The organism is Variovorax sp. CCNWLW235 (assembly GCF_037204085.1).
GTDB lineage: Bacteria > Pseudomonadota > Gammaproteobacteria > Burkholderiales > Burkholderiaceae_C > Variovorax.
The window spans coordinates 40,414-55,252 of sequence record NZ_JBBCBW010000003.1; the positions used below are offsets into that span (position 1 = coordinate 40,414).

A 14,839-nucleotide genomic window follows, 5' to 3' on the forward strand; every position below is an offset into this window, starting at 1 on the left:
CATGGCCCTGATGGATTTCATCAAGAAACAGTTCATCGACATCATCCAGTGGACCGAGACTGGCGATGGCACGCTGGCCTGGCGTTTCCCAATGGCCGAGATGGAAATCCAGAACGGCGCCTCGCTCACCGTGCGCGAGTCGCAAGTGGCCGTGTTCGTCAACGAAGGCCAGGTGGCCGACGTGTTCGGTCCCGGCATGTACAAGCTCACGACGCAGACCCTGCCCGTGCTCACGTACCTCAAGAACTGGGACAAGCTCTTCGAATCTCCCTTCAAGAGCGACGTGTACTTCTTCAGCACGCGCCAGCAGGTCGATCAGAAGTGGGGCACGCCGCAGCCCATCACCATCCGCGACAAGGACTTCGGCGCCGTGCGCCTGCGCGCCTTCGGCAACTACTCGTTCCGCATCGGCGACGCCAAGCTGTTCCACACCGAGATTTCCGGCACGCGCGACATCTACAGCGTGGCGGACCTCGACGGCCAGCTGCGCGGCCTGGTGCTGCAGAACATCAGCAACGCCATTGCCTCCAGCGGCGTGCCCTTTCTCGACCTTGCGGCCAACCAGATCCAGTTTGCGCAGGCGCTGGCCGCGCAGCTGGTGCCCGAGTTCGAGAAGATCGGCATCAAGCTCGAGAACATCACGGTCCAGAACGTCTCGCTGCCCGAAGAGCTGCAGAAGATCCTCGACCAGAAGATCGGCATGGGCATGGTCGGCAACGACATGGGCAAGTTCATGCAGTACCAGACCGCGCAAGCCATTCCCAAGTTTGCCGAAGGCGCTGCCAACGGTGGCGGCGGCATTGCGGGCGACGCCATGGGCCTTGGCGCCGGCGTGGCGCTCGGCCAGGTGCTGGCGCAAAACCTAGCGCAGGGCCTGAGCCCCAACGCAGCGGCGCAGGCCGCGGCGACGCAGCAGCAGCCTGCCGTGGCCGTGGTGAGCCCGAACGATGTCATGACCACGCTCGAGAAACTCGGCGAGCTCAAGACCAAGGGCATCCTCACGCAGGAAGAGTTCGACGCCAAGAAGGCGGAGCTGCTCAAGAAGCTGGTCTAAGCACCGGCAATGGCTGAGCAACCAGGCGCCCAGCGCGCCTACCGTGCGCCCTGCCCTGGCTGCGGCGCACCGGTCGAATTCCGTTCCGCGCAATCGACGCATGCGGTGTGTCCGTATTGCCAGAGCACCGTCGTGCGCCAAGGCGACACGCTCGCGCGCATCGGCAAGATGGCCGAGCTGTTCGACGACTTCAGCCCGCTGCAGCTGCTTGCCGCGGGCCGCATCCAGGACCAGCCGTTCACCATCGTCGGGCGGCTGCAATACAGCCATCCGGGCGGTCGCTGGACCGAATGGGTCGCCGCACTCGAAGACGGCCGCGCCGGCATCCTGAGCGAGGACAACGGCGCCTATGTCTTTGCGCTGCCGTTCGAACTGCAGCGCGACGCGCCCCCGCCGACCGACCTGCGCGTGGGCGCCACCAGCGCCTTCAACGGCCAGAGCTACACCGTTTCGTCGAACGAACAGGTGGCGCTGCTTTCCGCGCAGGGCGAACTCTCGCATCTGCCGGAACTGGGCCGCTCGTTCCCCATGGTCGAACTGCGCAGCGGCAACGGGCTGGTGCTCAGCCTCGACTACAGCACGCAGCCCCCCGGCGCCTACCTGGGCCGCTCCGTACAGCTGGAAGACCTGCAGCTCACCGGGCTGCGCGACGAATCCGCCAAGGACGAAAAAGGCCGCGCCTTCAACTGCCCCAATTGCGGCGCGCCCGTTACCGTCAACCTGGCCGACAGCAAGAGCATCACCTGCGGCTCGTGCAACAGCATCATCGACCTGTCGCAAGGCATCGGCGGCGAGTTGAAGCACGCGGAGCAGAACGAACCCGTTCGCCCGCTCATCGCCATCGGCAGCGTGGGCCAGCTGCAGGGCGCGCAGTGGCAGGTGGTGGGCTTCCAGCATCGCATGGGCACCGAGCCCGGCGACGACGAGCACTTCGGCTGGAGCGAGTACCTGCTGTACAACAAGAAGCGCGGCTTCAGCTTCCTGGTCGATGCCGAAGATGGCTGGAGCATGGTCAAGCCGACCACCGGCGCGCCCGTCATGGCCGAGAACGGCAGCAGCGCCAGCTACCTTGGCAAGCGGTACACCCAGCAATACGCCTACAACGCCGAGACCACCTATGTGGCGGGCGAGTTCTACTGGCAGGTGGAGCGCGGACAGAAAACCTTCAACCGCGACTTCGCGAGCGGCAATGCGCTGCTGTCGATGGAGCGCTCGGCCAACGAACTGACCTGGTCTTCGGGCAGCAAGCTCGACAGCGGCGCGGTGTCCGCCGCGTTCAAGCTCGACGACAAGAAGGACATGTTCGTGCGCGGCGACGCACTGCCCGTCAGCGCTGCGTCGGGCATGGGCTGCGGCACGATCATCCTCATCGTGATCATCGTCATCGTTCTGCTCATCATCCTGAGCACCTGTTCGTCGCGCTGCGACCCGCGCGTGCAAAACTGTTCGAGCTCGCGCAGCACGGGCGGCTCGTACGGCGGCTACTCGAGCGGCGGCGGCCACAAATGACGGCGGAGTTTCGCGCGATGTCTTCTCTCACTACTGCTACTACGACTGGAGGTCCCCATGGGATTTGAATGGCTGAAACCGGGCGTGGTCCTCGGATCGCTCGTGTATGCGCTGCTTGGCGTGCTGATCTTCTGGCTCTGCTTCCTGATCATCGACAAGCTCACCCCGTACGACCTGTGGGGCGAGATCGTCGAGAAGCAGAACGTCGCGCTGGGGCTGGTGGTCGCGGCCATGAGCCTGGGCATCTGCGTCATCGTGGCGGCGGCCATCCATTAGCGTTTGCTTGGCTTCCGTGGACGCTCCTGCCAGTCCGGCGCTGCCGGCCAAGGGGCCGCAGCCTGTTGAAATCGCGCTGCTCGCCAGCGTGTTCGTGGTGGCCGCCTGCGGCCTGGTCTATGAACTGACCGCGGCCGCGCTGAGCTCCTACCTGCTCGGCGATTCGGTGCTGCAGTTCAGCACCATCATCGGCACCTACCTCTTTGCCATGGGCGTCGGCTCGTGGCTCTCGCGCTATTTCGAGCGCCAGCTGCCCGCGCACTTCCTTCGCATCGAACTGCTCGTTGCGCTCATCGGCGGCGCGCTGCCGGCCATTCTTTTCCTGGCCAACGCGTATGTGCCCGGCGCGTTCCGCCTGTTGCTCTACGGCCTGGTGATGGTGGTGGGCACGCTGGTGGGGCTCGAGATACCGCTCGTGATGCGCATTCTCAAACGCAACATCCAGCTCAAGAATCTCGTGTCGCAGGTGCTCACCTTCGACTACCTTGGTGCGCTGGCGGTGTCGGTGGCTTTTCCGCTCATCCTGGTGCCGCAGCTCGGCATGATCCGCACCGGGCTCCTGTTCGGCTTCATGAACGCGGCCGTGGCGGTGTGGGCGTTGTGGCTGTTTCGCCATGAGCTGCGCCGCACGGGTGCCCACGCGGTGGCCTGCTTTCTTTCGCTCGCGGCGCTGCTTGGCGCCTTTGTGTGGGCCGACCACATCACCACGCTGGCCGAAGACAAGTTCTACCAGGACCACATCGTGTTCAGCGCCAGTTCGCCCTACCAGCGCATCGTGGTCACGCGCGGACAGCTCGGGCACCGGCTTTTCCTGAACGGCAACCTGCAGTTCGCAGAGCGCGACGAATACCGCTACCACGAGGCGCTCGTTCATCCCGCGATGGCCGCGCACGGCGCACCGAAGAAAGTGGCGGTGCTCGGCGGCGGCGACGGCATGGCGGTGCGCGAGATTCTCAAGTACCCCTCGGTCGAATCGGTCACGCTGGTGGAGCTCGATCCGAACATGACCAAGCTCTTCACCGGGCATGAAACGCTGGCTGCGCTCAACGGCCATGCGCTGTCGTCGCCCAAGGTGAAGGTCGTCAACACCGACGCCTTCCAGTGGCTGCAGCAACCCGGAGACATGTTCGACGTCATCGTGGTGGACTTTCCCGATCCCACCAACTTTGCCATCGGCAAGCTCTACACCAACAGCTTCTATTCGCTGCTGGAAAAGCGTCTTTCCGCAAGCGGCTATGCGGTCATCCAGACCACCTCGCCGCTGGTGGCGCGCAAGAGCTACTGGACCGTGGCGACGACCATCGAATCGGTCGGACTGAAGGCCACGCCGTATCACGCGCATGTACCGAGCTTCGGCGAGTGGGGCTACATCATCGCCAGCCGCCGCCCGTATCGCATGCCGGATGCGCTGCCTTCTGGGTTGCGTTTCCTCGCACCTTCGACATTGCCGCTGATGTTCGACTTTCCGCTCGATATGGCGCGCGTGCCGGCCGAGGTCAACCGCCTGTCGAACCAGAACCTCGTCACCACTTACGAACAAGAGTGGGGCAAGGTCATGACACACTAGCCCCCGCATGCAGCGGCGCGATTTTTTGGGCATGGCGGGTGCGGCGGGGGCACTGGCGCTCGCCGGCTGCGAGGCCCCGCAGCCAATCATCGAAGGCAGCTTCACCGGCATCGACATGGCGCGAGGCCACGCCATGCGCGACGGCGCACTCACGAGCCGCGCCCCCGCAGCCGTGAAGCGCACGCGCGTGGTCATCGCCGGAGGCGGCGTTGCAGGCCTTGCCGCGGCGCGCGCCTTGCGTCTTTCGGGCATCGAAGACTTCGCCCTGCTCGAACTCGAAGACACGGCCGGCGGCAACTCCCGCGCCGGCATGGTCAACGGCATTGCCTGCCCGCTGGGCGCACATTACCTGCCGGTGCCCGACGACAACGCACGCGAAGTGCAAGACCTGCTCGAGGAACTAGGCCTGCGCCGCCGCGTGGCCGGGCGCTGGGAATACGACGAGCGCAGCCTTTGCCACAGCCCGCAGGAGCGCCTGTTCTTTCGCGGCGAATGGCAAGACGGCCTCCTGCCCGTGCACGACGTCGGCGAGAGCACCCATGCGCAGTACCGCAAGTTCGCGCAACGAATCGATGCGCTGCAGCACGCGGCGCATTTCGCCATTCCCACGCTCAAGGTGGCGGCAACCCCCGAACTGCTCGCGCTCGACGCCGTTCCGTTCGAGCGCTGGCTCGACAGCGAAGGCTTCAGCGATCCGCAACTGCGCTGGTACCTCGACTACTGCTGCCGCGACGACTATGGCGCCGGCATCGCCTACGTTTCGGCCTGGGCCGGCATCCACTACTTCGCAAGCCGGCATGGGTTTCATGCGCCGGGTTCGTCGGGCGGCGGGGCCGATTCGAACCCCGAACGCGACGGCGTGCTTACGTGGCCCGAGGGCAATGGCTGGCTAACGAAGCGGCTCGCCGAGCCCCTTGGTGACCGGCTGCACACCGGGCAGGTGGTCACGCGCATCGCCGATCTGCGCGGTGGCGTCGAGGTCGACGCGTGGGACGCCAAAACAAAATCGCTGGTGCGCTGGCAAGCAGAGCGCTGCGTCGTCGCGCTGCCGGTGTTCATCGCCGCCCGCATCGTCGAGAACGCGCCGGAGGTGCTGCGCAATGCCGCAGCGCACACGCGCTATGCGCCCTGGCTGGTCGCCAATGTGCACCTGAGCGGCCCGCTTGCCGATCGTCCCGGCGCAGCGCCGAGCTGGGACAACGTCGTGTACGGCACACGCGGCCTGGGGTACGTCGATGCGCGCCACCAGACGCTCGACCCTACGCCGCGCGGCACCGTCATCAGCTGGTACAGGCCGCTTGGCCCGAGCAGCTACGACACGGCCGATGGCCGCCGCCTGTTGCAAGACCGCCCCTGGACCGGATGGCGCGACGACCTGCTCGCCGAGCTCTCGGTGCCGCATCCAGACCTGCCGGAGCTGGCCACGCGCGTCGAGATCACCCGCTACGGCCACGCCATGGCCATTCCGACGCCGGGCCTGCTGGCGCGCGTGGGTACTGCGCACCGCGGCCACGTTGCCGCCGGGTGTCTCTCGTTCGCGCATGCGGACTGGTCGGGCTATTCGATCTTTGAAGAAGCCTTCACGCGCGGGCACGTTGCGGGCACGGTCGCCGCATGAAAATCCTGGTGCTCGGCGGCTACGGCAACTTCGGCGCGCGCATCTGCCGCGCATTGGCAGCGGATGCAGGTATCGAATTGATGATCGGCGGCCGCGACATGCAGCGCGCCACCGGTTTTGCGCAGTCGCTGGGCAATGCGCCCCGTGGCGTGCGCATCGACGTCCAGACCGGCGACCTCGTCGAAAACCTGCGTAGCCTTGGCGCCGAACTCGTCATTCACACCGCGGGCCCTTTCCAGAACCAGGACTATCGCGTGCCGCACGCCGTGGCGGCAGCCGGCGCGCACTACATCGGCCTGGCCGATGGGCGGCGCTTCGTCTGCGACTTTCCCGCCGCGCTTGACGCAGCCTTTCGCAGCGCGGGCCGCACCGCCGTTGCCGGCGCCAGCACCGTGCCGGCACTGTCGTCCGCGGTGGTGGACCATCTCACCGCAGGATGGCGCAGCATCCGGAGCATCGATATCTGCATTGCGCCGGCACAAGGTGCGCCGCGCGGCCAAGCCACGCTTGCCGGCGTGCTGGCCTATTGCGGCGAGCCGATCCAGGTCTGGCGTGACGGCGCGTGGACCGAAGAACCAGGATGGGCCAAGCCCACGACGGTGCAATTCGCGCGCATGAAGCCGCGCCGCGGTGCCCTCTGCGACATTCCCGATCTCGAGCTTTTTCCGGCGCGCTATGCCGGCGTGCAGTCCGTCATGTTTCGAGCGGCGCTCGAGGTCGGCCTGGCGCAGCATGCGTTCGCGTTCCTTGCATCGATGCGCCGCGTGGGCCTGCTGCCATCACCGGCAAGACTCGCACCGTTGCTGTATTCCGCAGGCCGCGTGTTCGATCGCTTCGGCACGGCGCTGGGCGGCATGGTGGTGCGTGTCGAAGGGCTGGACGCGCAAGGCGCCGCCGCGCGCCGTGCCTGGCACATTGCCGCCGACGACAACCACGGCCCCGAGATTCCCTGCATGGCCGCGATCCTGCTGGCACGGCGCTTGGCGCGCGGCTATGCGCTGCCCGTTGGCGCGCATGCCTGTAGCGGCTTGTTGGCCTTGAGCGAGTTCGAAACCGAGTTCGCGCGCTGGGGCATGGTGACAGATGTGATCGACGAAAAAGCGACGAGCCATGGCGCATCAACGCTTTGAATTCGAGATGCCGGCGCCGTCCGACGTGGTCTTCGATGCTTTTCACTATCACATCTGGCGCGCACGCTGGGATTCCTTGGTGAGTGATGCCCGTGTCCTGGGTGGCGCGCCGTGCCCGTTCGTCGGTGCCGAAACAGAAAACACGGGCGGTGGCTGGCTGCGAGGGCTGTCGATGCGCACGCGCTTCGTCGCGTTCGACCGGCCGCGCGTGGCGGCGGCTTCGATGGTCGGACGCTCCTTTCCCTTCAGCCGCTGGGCTGCTTCGATGCGGCACCGAGACACGCACCCAGGCCATTCGGTGCTGATCTATGCCTACACCATCGAGGCCGGGCCGCCAGCGTTGCGCTGGCTGATGGAACCCGTGGTGGCCTGGATCTTCGCGCGGCAGACGCAGCGGCGTTTCAGTCGCTTGCGCGATTTCCTGGCCGGGCACGCAGCAGAGGTCGTTGAGTGGCAACGAATGCAGCACGGGAACGGCGCGGCATGACGCCGCCAATTCTGAGCGCTGCATGTCATGGCCGCGTCACGCGCAATCGGCATGGTCTCGCGTTTCGACTGAAACCTTTCTTCTTGCTCTCATGACGCGTCTCGCCCCTCTCACTTTCATCGCCTTTGCCGCCGCGCTCGCCTGCGGCCATGCCGCTGCACAGACCGCCTTCCCCGCAACCCTCGCCGGCCATGCCGTGCTGCCCGCGCAGAGCTTCGTTGCGGCGCCCAAGGATGCGCCGGCCGATCTGCAGGCAAGCGGCAAGTTCACCTCGGGCAAGCGCGTGGAGGCGCTGGGCACTGTGGAAGGCCTCTCCGGCGGGCGCGGCACGGGCGTTTCGGTGCCCTTCAAGGGCCAACCGCTGCAGGGCCATTCGGGCATCAAGAAGATGGACGACGGATCGTTCTGGATCCTGACCGACAACGGTGCCGGCGCCAAGGCCAATTCGCCCGACTTCATGCTCTACCTGAACCACTACAAGGTGGACTTCAAGAGCGGCAAGCTCAACCGCCTGAACACCGTGTTTTTGCACGACCCCGACAAGAAGGTGCCCTTTCGCATCGTTCATGAAGGCACGAAGCAGCGCTACCTCACGGGTTCCGACTTCGACCCCGAGAGCCTGCAGTTTGCCGGCGGTGCGATGTGGATCGGCGACGAATTCGGTCCTTTCCTGATCAAGGCCGACCTGAAGGGCAAGGTGCTCGCGGTGTTCGACACGCAGGTCGACGGCAAGGCCGTTCGTTCGCCGGACCATCCCGCGGTAACCACGCCGGGTGCGCCGGGTGGCGCGGTCGAGTTCCAGCTCAAGCGCTCCAAGGGCTTTGAAGGCATGGCGGCCTCCAAGGATGGCAGCAAGCTCTATGCGTTGCTCGAAGGCCCGGTGTGGAACGCCGAGGCGAAGGACTACGAGAAGCAGGACGGCAAGGAAGCGCTGCGCGTGCTGGAGTTCGACGTGGCTTCTGAAAAGTGGACCGGCCGCCACTGGAAATACGTGCTCGAAGCCAACGGCCATGCCATTGGCGACTTCAACATGATCGATGGCACCACCGGCCTCATCATCGAACGCGACAACGGCGAAGGCACGAGCGACAAGGCCTGCCCCGAAGGCCAGAAGCGCACCGACTGCTTCCACGACATCGCCAAGTTCAAGCGCGTCTACAAGGTCGAGCTGAACGACGCCAACGTGGGCGGCGCGGTGCGCAAGATCGGCTACATCGACCTGCTGAACCTTGCCGACCCGGCCAAGCTTGCGCGCAAGCCGCTGAACGACGGTGTGCTCAAGTTCCCGTTCTTCACCATCGAGAACGTCGATGTGGTCGACGCCACGCACATCGTGGTGGGCAACGACAACAACCTGCCGTTCTCCAGCAGCCGCGAGCCGAACAAGGCGGACGACAACGAACTGGTGCTGCTCGAAGCGGGGGCGTTTCTGCAGGCCAAGTAGCTCGAGTTTGCCGGGGTCTCGATAATCGGGCGCATGTCGCCCGAACTGCTTCCCGCCATTGCCGCCTTCGCACGCGTTGCGCACCACGCTAGCTTCACGCGGGCGGCGGAAGAACTGGGCGTCTCGCCTTCGGCGCTGTCGCAGACCTTGCGCACGCTCGAGCGGCGGCTGGGTGTGCGCCTGCTCGACCGCACCACGCGCCGCGTGGGCGTGACCGAGCTGGGCCAGCAGCTGCTGAAGGGCGCGCAGCCGGCGCTCGCCGCACTCGCGCAAACGGTCGAAGGCATCAATGAGGTGCGCGACAAGCCGGCGGGGCTGCTGCGGCTGAACGTTGCGCGCGCGTCGGCCGAGCTCCTGCTGTATCCGCACCTGGGGGACTTTGCCGAAGCGTTTCCCGACATCACGCTCGAACTGGTTTGCGACAACCGCATGGTCGACTTGGTCGAAGGCGGGTTCGATGCCGGCATCCGGCTTGGCGAAAGCCTGGCGCAAGACGTGGTGGCGTTGCCGATGGGCGGGCCGCAACGCATGGTGACTGTTGCGTCGCCGCGCTACCTTGCGCAACGCCAATTGCCGAAGACGCCCGAAGACCTGCGCGAGCACCAGTGCATGAACTACCGCCTGACCACCGGCGGCCTTTATCGGTGGGAGTACGCGCAGGACGGCCGCGTGCTCGACATTGAAGTGGCCGGCCCGCTGATCAGCAACGACGGTGACGTGCTGCTGGCCGCTGCGCGCGATGGCGCGGGCATTGCCGTGGCTTTCGAAGGCTCGGTGCGCGGCGATCTCGACAGCGGCCGCCTGGTGCCGCTGCTCGAACCCTGGTGGCCGACCTTTCCGGGCTTCTACCTCTATCACCCGAGCTCCGCGCAAATACCGCGCAAGCTTCGGGTGTTCATCGACTTCCTGCAGGCGCGGCATGTGCCGCCGCCGGTGTCTCAGCGGGCGGTCAAGCTCGCATCAGTGCCTCGATCTCGTCCGCCTTCACCGGCACGCCGCGCGAAATAAGCTCGCAGCCAGTGGCCGTGACGATGGCGTCGTCCTCGATGCGGATGCCGATGTTGTGGAACCGCTCGGGCACGCCCTCGCCGGGCCGCACGTAGATGCCGGGTTCCAGCGTCAGCACCATGCCTGGATGCAGGATGCGGCTCGGCCGGTTCTTGATGACCTCGTTCGACAGCGGATCTTTTCGCTCGCTCACCTCACCCACTTGCGTGGGCTCGACGTAGCTGCCGCAGTCGTGCACGTCCATGCCCAGCCAATGGCCGGTGCGGTGCATGTAGAACTGGAAATAGGCGCGGCTGTCGATCACGTCGTCCACGCTGCCGACCTTGTTGCCGTCGAGCAGGCCCAGGTCGAGCATGCCCTGCGCAAGCACCCTCACGGCCGCATCGTGCGGGTCGTTGAAGCGGTTGCCGGCCTTGGTGGCCGCGGCCGACGCGTCCTGGCTCGCAAGCACCAGGTCGTACAGCGCTCGCTGCGGGCCGCTGAACTTGCCGTTGGCCGGAAAGGTGCGCGTGATGTCGCTGGCGTAGCCGTCGAGTTCGCAGCCGGCGTCGATGAGTACCAGTTCGCCGTTACGCACCGGGGCCGCATCGGCGCGGTAGTGCAGCACGCAGGCATTGGCGCCCGCCGCCACAATGGAGCCGTAGGCCGGGTACTGCGAGCCGCCCAGGCGGAACTCGTGCAGCAGCTCGGCATCGAGGTGGTATTCGCGCACGTCCTTGCCCTCGCGCAGCATGCGCGCCGAAAGCTGCATCGCGCGAATGTGCGCCCTGGCGCTGATCTGCGCGGCACGCCGCATGATGTCTTGCTCGTGCGCGTCCTTGATCAGCCGCATTTCGTCGAGCGGGCCGCACAGGTCGTGCTGCTCCTGGGGGCACAGCGCCCCGTAGCGCACGCGCGCGCGCACCGATTGAAGCCAGCCGTCGACGCGGGTTTCGAGCCCCTTGTGGGTGGCGAACGGAAACCACACGGTCGACCTGTTCTCGAGCAGCTTGGGCAGCTTGGCGTCGAGGTCGTTGACCGAAAAGGCCTCTGTCACGCCTAGCGCCTCGGGGGCCGCGTCGGGGCCCAGGCGATAGCCGTCCCAGATCTCGCGCTCCAGGTCCTTGGGGGCGCAGAACAGCGTGCTACGGCCGTCGCCCGCCAGCACCAGCCAGGCGTTCGGTTCGGTGAAGCCCGTCAGGTAATAGAAGTAGCTGTCGTGCCGAAACAGGAAGTCGGTGTCGCGGTTGCGCTGCTGCTCGGGCGCGGTCGGCACGATGGCGATGCCGTCCTTGCCCAGTTGCGAGGCGAGGCGCGCGCGGCGCTCGGCGTAGATCTTGAGGTCTTCTGAGGTCATCTTGGCGTGTTCAGTTGAAGAAGCCGTTCGGGCGTTCCCACATCGGTCCAGGGCCCGGTGTAGAGCTCGGCGCTCACGAGTTCATTGTCCATCGCGGCGCGCAAGATGGGTGCCAGCGGGGCTTTGAGGCCCGCCGGGTTGCCGGCCGCAATGCTGCAGTAAGGCGGCGAAAAGAGCGCGGCGCGGTACAGGCCGATGGTCGAGAAGGTGTACTTCTCGGCCGCCGAGTTGAGCGCCAGGCCTTCGGCCGAAAGCCCGAAATCGCCCTTCGGGTTGTGCGCCGGGTTGGGCACCAGCCACAGGTGCGCGAGCTTGCCGCTGGCCGCGAACCGCGCCACCGAAGCCTGCGTGAAGGCAAAATCCGGCGCGAACACATCGCCCGCCGCCACCCAGAAAACATCGCCCAGCAACGGCAGCGCGCGCACGATGCCGCCCGCCGTTTCCAGCGCGCCGCCAAACTCGCGGCCTTCGTCGGAATATGAAATTGATAGCGCGCGCTGCTCGCCAAGCTGCGGCTCTGCGCCGAAGCGGCCGGAAATTTGCTCGCCCAGCCAGTCGGTGTTGACCACCAGCTCGGTGAATCCGCCGGCCGCCAGCGCTTCCATCGGCCATTGCATCAGCGGCTTGCCGCGCACTTCGAGCAGCGGCTTGGGCGTGGTGTCGGTCAGCGGGCGCATGCGCTCGCCGCGACCGGCCGCAAGGATCATTGCCCGCACCAAGGAAGGCGCCGGCTTCAAGCGGCCACCTGGCCGACCTGGCCGCGTACGAGCTCGTTGCGTTCGCTGTGGCCGGGTTGGAACAGCGCCACCATGCATTCCATCAGCGCATGCGCCTTGGCCGAATGGTCGGCGCCGAAGTTGCACACATACACGTCGAGCGTGGCGCCGCGCTGCTCGGGCCAGGTGTGGATGCACAGGTGCGATTCGGCCAGCAGCACCGTGGCCGTCACGCCGCCCGGCCCCTGCGGCGTGGCCGGAAACCCGTGCACCAGTTTGCCCACCGGCTGCAGCCCGGCGGCCGTTACGGCCTTCAGGCAAACGGCGCCGAGCGCCTCCTTGTCAGTGAGCCATTGCATTGCGCATCGGCAGTCGTGGAGATCGGCGGTGAGGTGCAGCCCATGCATGGGTGGCAACTCTAGCAGTCCGGCTGTCGCCAAAGAACATCAGTCGGGTGTTCAGGCCGTATTGGAGCGGGTTGGAGCGAGCCCGGTAAAATCGCGGGTTCCCCCCAATCCACATTCCCCGAAAGTCCACCGCCCATGGCAAACCAAGCCCTGATGGCCAACGCGATTCGCGCGCTGGCCATGGATGCCGTCCAACAAGCTAACTCCGGACATCCGGGCGCACCGATGGGCATGGCCGACATGGCCGTCGCACTCTGGGGCGAACACCTGCGCTACAACCCGGCCAACCCGCACTGGTTCGATCGCGACCGCTTCGTGCTCTCGAACGGCCACGCCTCGATGCTGCTGTACGCGGTGCTGCACCTCACGGGCTACAACCTGCCCATTAGCGAGCTCAAGAACTTCCGCCAGCTGCACAGCAAGACCGCCGGCCACCCCGAGGTCGACGTGACCCCCGGCGTGGAAACCACCACCGGCCCGCTGGGCCAGGGCATCACCAACGCGGTTGGCTTTGCATTGGCCGAGAAGCTGCTTGCGGCCGAGTTCAACCGCAAGAACCTCGACATCGTCGACCACCACACCTACGCCTTCCTGGGCGACGGTTGCATGATGGAAGGCATCAGCCACGAAGCCTGCGCGCTGGCCGGCGCCTGGCACCTGAACAAGCTGATTGCGCTGTACGACGACAACGGCATCAGCATCGACGGCCAGGTCAAGCCCTGGTTCATCGACAACACCGAAGAGCGCTTCAAGGCCTACGGCTGGAACGTCATCGGCCCGATCGACGGCAACGACGCCAAGGACGTGTCCAAGGCCATCGCCAAGGCCAAGAAGGAAGATTCGAAGCCCACCCTCATCATCTGCAAGACGCAGATCGGCAAGGGCAGCCCGAACCGCGCCAACACCGCCAAGGCCCACGGCGAGCCGCTGGGCGCCGATGAAATCACCCTCACCCGCGCCGCGCTGGAGTGGCCGTACCCGGCCTTTGAAGTGCCGCAGGAAGCCTACGCCGACTGGGACCACAAGGCCGAGGGCGCCAAGGCCGAAGCCGCCTGGAACGACAAGTTCGCCGCCTACGCCGAAGCCTACCCGGGCCTGGCCGCCGAGTTCACCCGCCGCATGAAGGGCGAGCTGCCCAAGAACTTCCACCAGGTGGCGTTCGACACCGTGGTGGCTGCGCACACCAAGGGCGAAACCGTGGCCAGCCGCAAGGCCAGCCAACTGGCGTTGGAAGCCTTTACCGCCGCCCTGCCCGAAATGCTCGGCGGCAGCGCCGACCTCACCGGCTCCAACCTCACCAACACCAAGAGCACCGCGGCCCTGCGCTTCGACGCAAAGACCGGTGCCGTGGTCATGGGCCAGCCGCAGCAGCCCGCCCAGGGCGCCGAAGACGAGCCCAAGCCCGACAGCACCGCCGACAAGGCCGAGCCTCCCCATGGCGTGATCGGCCGCCACATCAACTACGGCGTGCGCGAGTTCGGCATGGCGGCCATCATGAACGGCGTGGCGCTGCATGGCGGCTTCATTCCCTACGGCGGCACCTTCCTCACCTTCAGCGACTACAGCCGCAACGCCATCCGCATGGCCGCGCTCATGAAGCGCCGCGTGGTGCACGTGTTCACGCACGACTCCATCGGCCTGGGCGAAGACGGCCCCACGCACCAGTCGATCGAGCACGCCGCGTCGCTGCGCCTGATTCCCAACCTCGACGTCTGGCGTCCGGGCGATACGGCTGAAACCGCCGTGGCCTGGGCCGTGGCGCTGCAGAACCAGTCGCGCCCCACCGCGCTGCTGCTCAGCCGCCAGAACATCGCCTATGCGCCCAAGGGCGACCTCGGCGACATCAGCCGCGGTGCGTATGTGCTGTCGGAGCCCGAGGCCGTCGGCCTCAAGAGCAAGAAGACCGCCGCAGTCATCATTGCCACCGGCTCCGAAGTGCAATTGGCCCTTGCCGCGCAGAAATTGCTGGCCGAGAAGAAAATTGCCGTGCGCGTGGTGTCGATGCCCTCGACCACCACCTTCGATCGCCAGGACGTGGCCTACAAGAAGAGCGTGCTGCCCAAGAAGCTGCCGCGCATCGCCGTCGAAATGGGCTGCACCGGCGGCTGGTGGAAATACGGCTGCGCGGCCATCGTGGGCATCGACAGCTACGGCGAGTCGGCACCCGCACCGGCGCTGTTCAAGCATTTCGGGTTCACGGCAGAGAACGTTGCCGCCACCGTCGAAGCCGCCCTGCGCGACTGAGCCGGCAGCCAGGCGTTTCTTCTTTCCGTCAGATCACAAGTTT

13 protein-coding genes are annotated in these 14,839 nt (G+C 66.2%); 10 read left to right on the top strand and 3 right to left on the bottom strand.

What is annotated here, in order from left to right:
- The first annotated feature begins 1 nt into the window (after position 1).
- The 9 genes from V9L21_RS04920 (at position 2) to V9L21_RS04960 (ending at position 10,093) form a co-directional block, all read left to right on the top strand.
- Positions 2-1,054 (top strand): SPFH domain-containing protein, encoded by a 1,053-nt coding sequence (locus V9L21_RS04920; RefSeq protein ID WP_337309656.1) that lies wholly within the window; start codon positions 2-4, stop codon positions 1,052-1,054.
- Positions 1,055-1,063: 9 nt separating this feature from the next.
- Positions 1,064-2,563, top strand: a complete 1,500-nt coding sequence (locus tag V9L21_RS04925; RefSeq protein ID WP_337309658.1) for a DUF4178 domain-containing protein — start codon at positions 1,064-1,066, stop codon at positions 2,561-2,563.
- Between the two features lie 57 nt (positions 2,564-2,620).
- Entirely contained in the window at positions 2,621-2,839 is a 219-nt protein-coding gene (locus tag V9L21_RS04930; protein WP_015868006.1) for a DUF350 domain-containing protein, read from the top strand.
- A gap of 16 nt (positions 2,840-2,855) precedes the next feature.
- The gene (locus V9L21_RS04935) at positions 2,856-4,406 is read left to right on the top strand and encodes a polyamine aminopropyltransferase (RefSeq protein WP_337309660.1); all 1,551 of its coding nucleotides are present in this window, start codon (positions 2,856-2,858) and stop codon (positions 4,404-4,406) included.
- 7 nt (positions 4,407-4,413) lie between these two features.
- Positions 4,414-6,024, top strand: coding sequence for an FAD-dependent oxidoreductase (locus V9L21_RS04940; RefSeq protein WP_337309662.1), 1,611 nt, complete (start codon positions 4,414-4,416; stop codon positions 6,022-6,024).
- Positions 6,021-7,154, top strand: coding sequence for a saccharopine dehydrogenase family protein (locus V9L21_RS04945; protein WP_337309664.1), 1,134 nt, complete (start codon positions 6,021-6,023; stop codon positions 7,152-7,154). Before V9L21_RS04940 ends, V9L21_RS04945 begins: the two co-directional genes overlap by 4 nt.
- Entirely contained in the window at positions 7,135-7,641 is a 507-nt protein-coding gene (locus V9L21_RS04950) for an SRPBCC family protein (RefSeq protein WP_337309666.1), read from the top strand. Before V9L21_RS04945 ends, V9L21_RS04950 begins: the two co-directional genes overlap by 20 nt.
- Before the next feature lie 91 nt (positions 7,642-7,732).
- Complete coding sequence (locus tag V9L21_RS04955; protein WP_337309668.1) at positions 7,733-9,085, top strand: esterase-like activity of phytase family protein; 1,353 nt, start codon at positions 7,733-7,735, stop codon at positions 9,083-9,085.
- Positions 9,086-9,118: 33 nt separating this feature from the next.
- Positions 9,119-10,093 (top strand): LysR family transcriptional regulator, encoded by a 975-nt coding sequence (locus tag V9L21_RS04960; RefSeq protein ID WP_337309670.1) that lies wholly within the window; start codon positions 9,119-9,121, stop codon positions 10,091-10,093.
- Here V9L21_RS04960 and V9L21_RS04965 read toward each other — a convergent pair.
- The 3 genes from V9L21_RS04965 to speD are packed head-to-tail and all read right to left on the bottom strand — an operon-like array spanning position 10,035 to position 12,552.
- The gene (locus V9L21_RS04965) at positions 10,035-11,429 is read right to left on the bottom strand and encodes an aminopeptidase P N-terminal domain-containing protein (protein ID WP_337309672.1); all 1,395 of its coding nucleotides are present in this window, start codon (positions 11,427-11,429) and stop codon (positions 10,035-10,037) included. The genes V9L21_RS04960 and V9L21_RS04965 overlap by 59 nt on opposite strands.
- Positions 11,426-12,136: a nucleotidyltransferase family protein gene (locus V9L21_RS04970; protein WP_337309674.1), complete on the bottom strand. Its 711-nt coding sequence runs from the start codon at positions 12,134-12,136 to the stop codon at positions 11,426-11,428. The genes V9L21_RS04965 and V9L21_RS04970 overlap by 4 nt, the downstream gene beginning before the upstream one ends.
- A 26-nt stretch (positions 12,137-12,162) precedes the next feature.
- Positions 12,163-12,552, bottom strand: coding sequence for an adenosylmethionine decarboxylase (gene speD, locus V9L21_RS04975; RefSeq protein ID WP_337309677.1), 390 nt, complete (start codon positions 12,550-12,552; stop codon positions 12,163-12,165).
- A gap of 135 nt (positions 12,553-12,687) precedes the next feature.
- Here speD and V9L21_RS04980 point away from each other — a divergent pair, with 135 nt between their 5' ends.
- Positions 12,688-14,796: a transketolase family protein gene (locus V9L21_RS04980; protein WP_337309679.1), complete on the top strand. Its 2,109-nt coding sequence runs from the start codon at positions 12,688-12,690 to the stop codon at positions 14,794-14,796.
- The last annotated feature ends 43 nt before the right edge of the window (positions 14,797-14,839 follow it).

Coding starts and splice junctions, on each gene's coding strand:
- V9L21_RS04950 (WP_337309666.1), top strand. CDS start 7,135: ATGGCGCATCAACGCTTTGAATTCGAGATGCCGGCGCCGTCCGACGTG.
- V9L21_RS04965 (WP_337309672.1), bottom strand. CDS start 11,429: ATGACCTCAGAAGACCTCAAGATCTACGCCGAGCGCCGCGCGCGCCTC.
- V9L21_RS04945 (WP_337309664.1), top strand. CDS start 6,021: ATGAAAATCCTGGTGCTCGGCGGCTACGGCAACTTCGGCGCGCGCATC.
- V9L21_RS04930 (WP_015868006.1), top strand. CDS start 2,621: ATGGGATTTGAATGGCTGAAACCGGGCGTGGTCCTCGGATCGCTCGTG.
- V9L21_RS04960 (WP_337309670.1), top strand. CDS start 9,119: ATGTCGCCCGAACTGCTTCCCGCCATTGCCGCCTTCGCACGCGTTGCG.
- V9L21_RS04925 (WP_337309658.1), top strand. CDS start 1,064: ATGGCTGAGCAACCAGGCGCCCAGCGCGCCTACCGTGCGCCCTGCCCT.
- V9L21_RS04955 (WP_337309668.1), top strand. CDS start 7,733: ATGACGCGTCTCGCCCCTCTCACTTTCATCGCCTTTGCCGCCGCGCTC.
- V9L21_RS04940 (WP_337309662.1), top strand. CDS start 4,414: ATGCAGCGGCGCGATTTTTTGGGCATGGCGGGTGCGGCGGGGGCACTG.
- V9L21_RS04980 (WP_337309679.1), top strand. CDS start 12,688: ATGGCAAACCAAGCCCTGATGGCCAACGCGATTCGCGCGCTGGCCATG.
- V9L21_RS04920 (WP_337309656.1), top strand. CDS start 2: ATGGCCCTGATGGATTTCATCAAGAAACAGTTCATCGACATCATCCAG.
- V9L21_RS04970 (WP_337309674.1), bottom strand. CDS start 12,136: ATGATCCTTGCGGCCGGTCGCGGCGAGCGCATGCGCCCGCTGACCGAC.
- speD (WP_337309677.1), bottom strand. CDS start 12,552: ATGCATGGGCTGCACCTCACCGCCGATCTCCACGACTGCCGATGCGCA.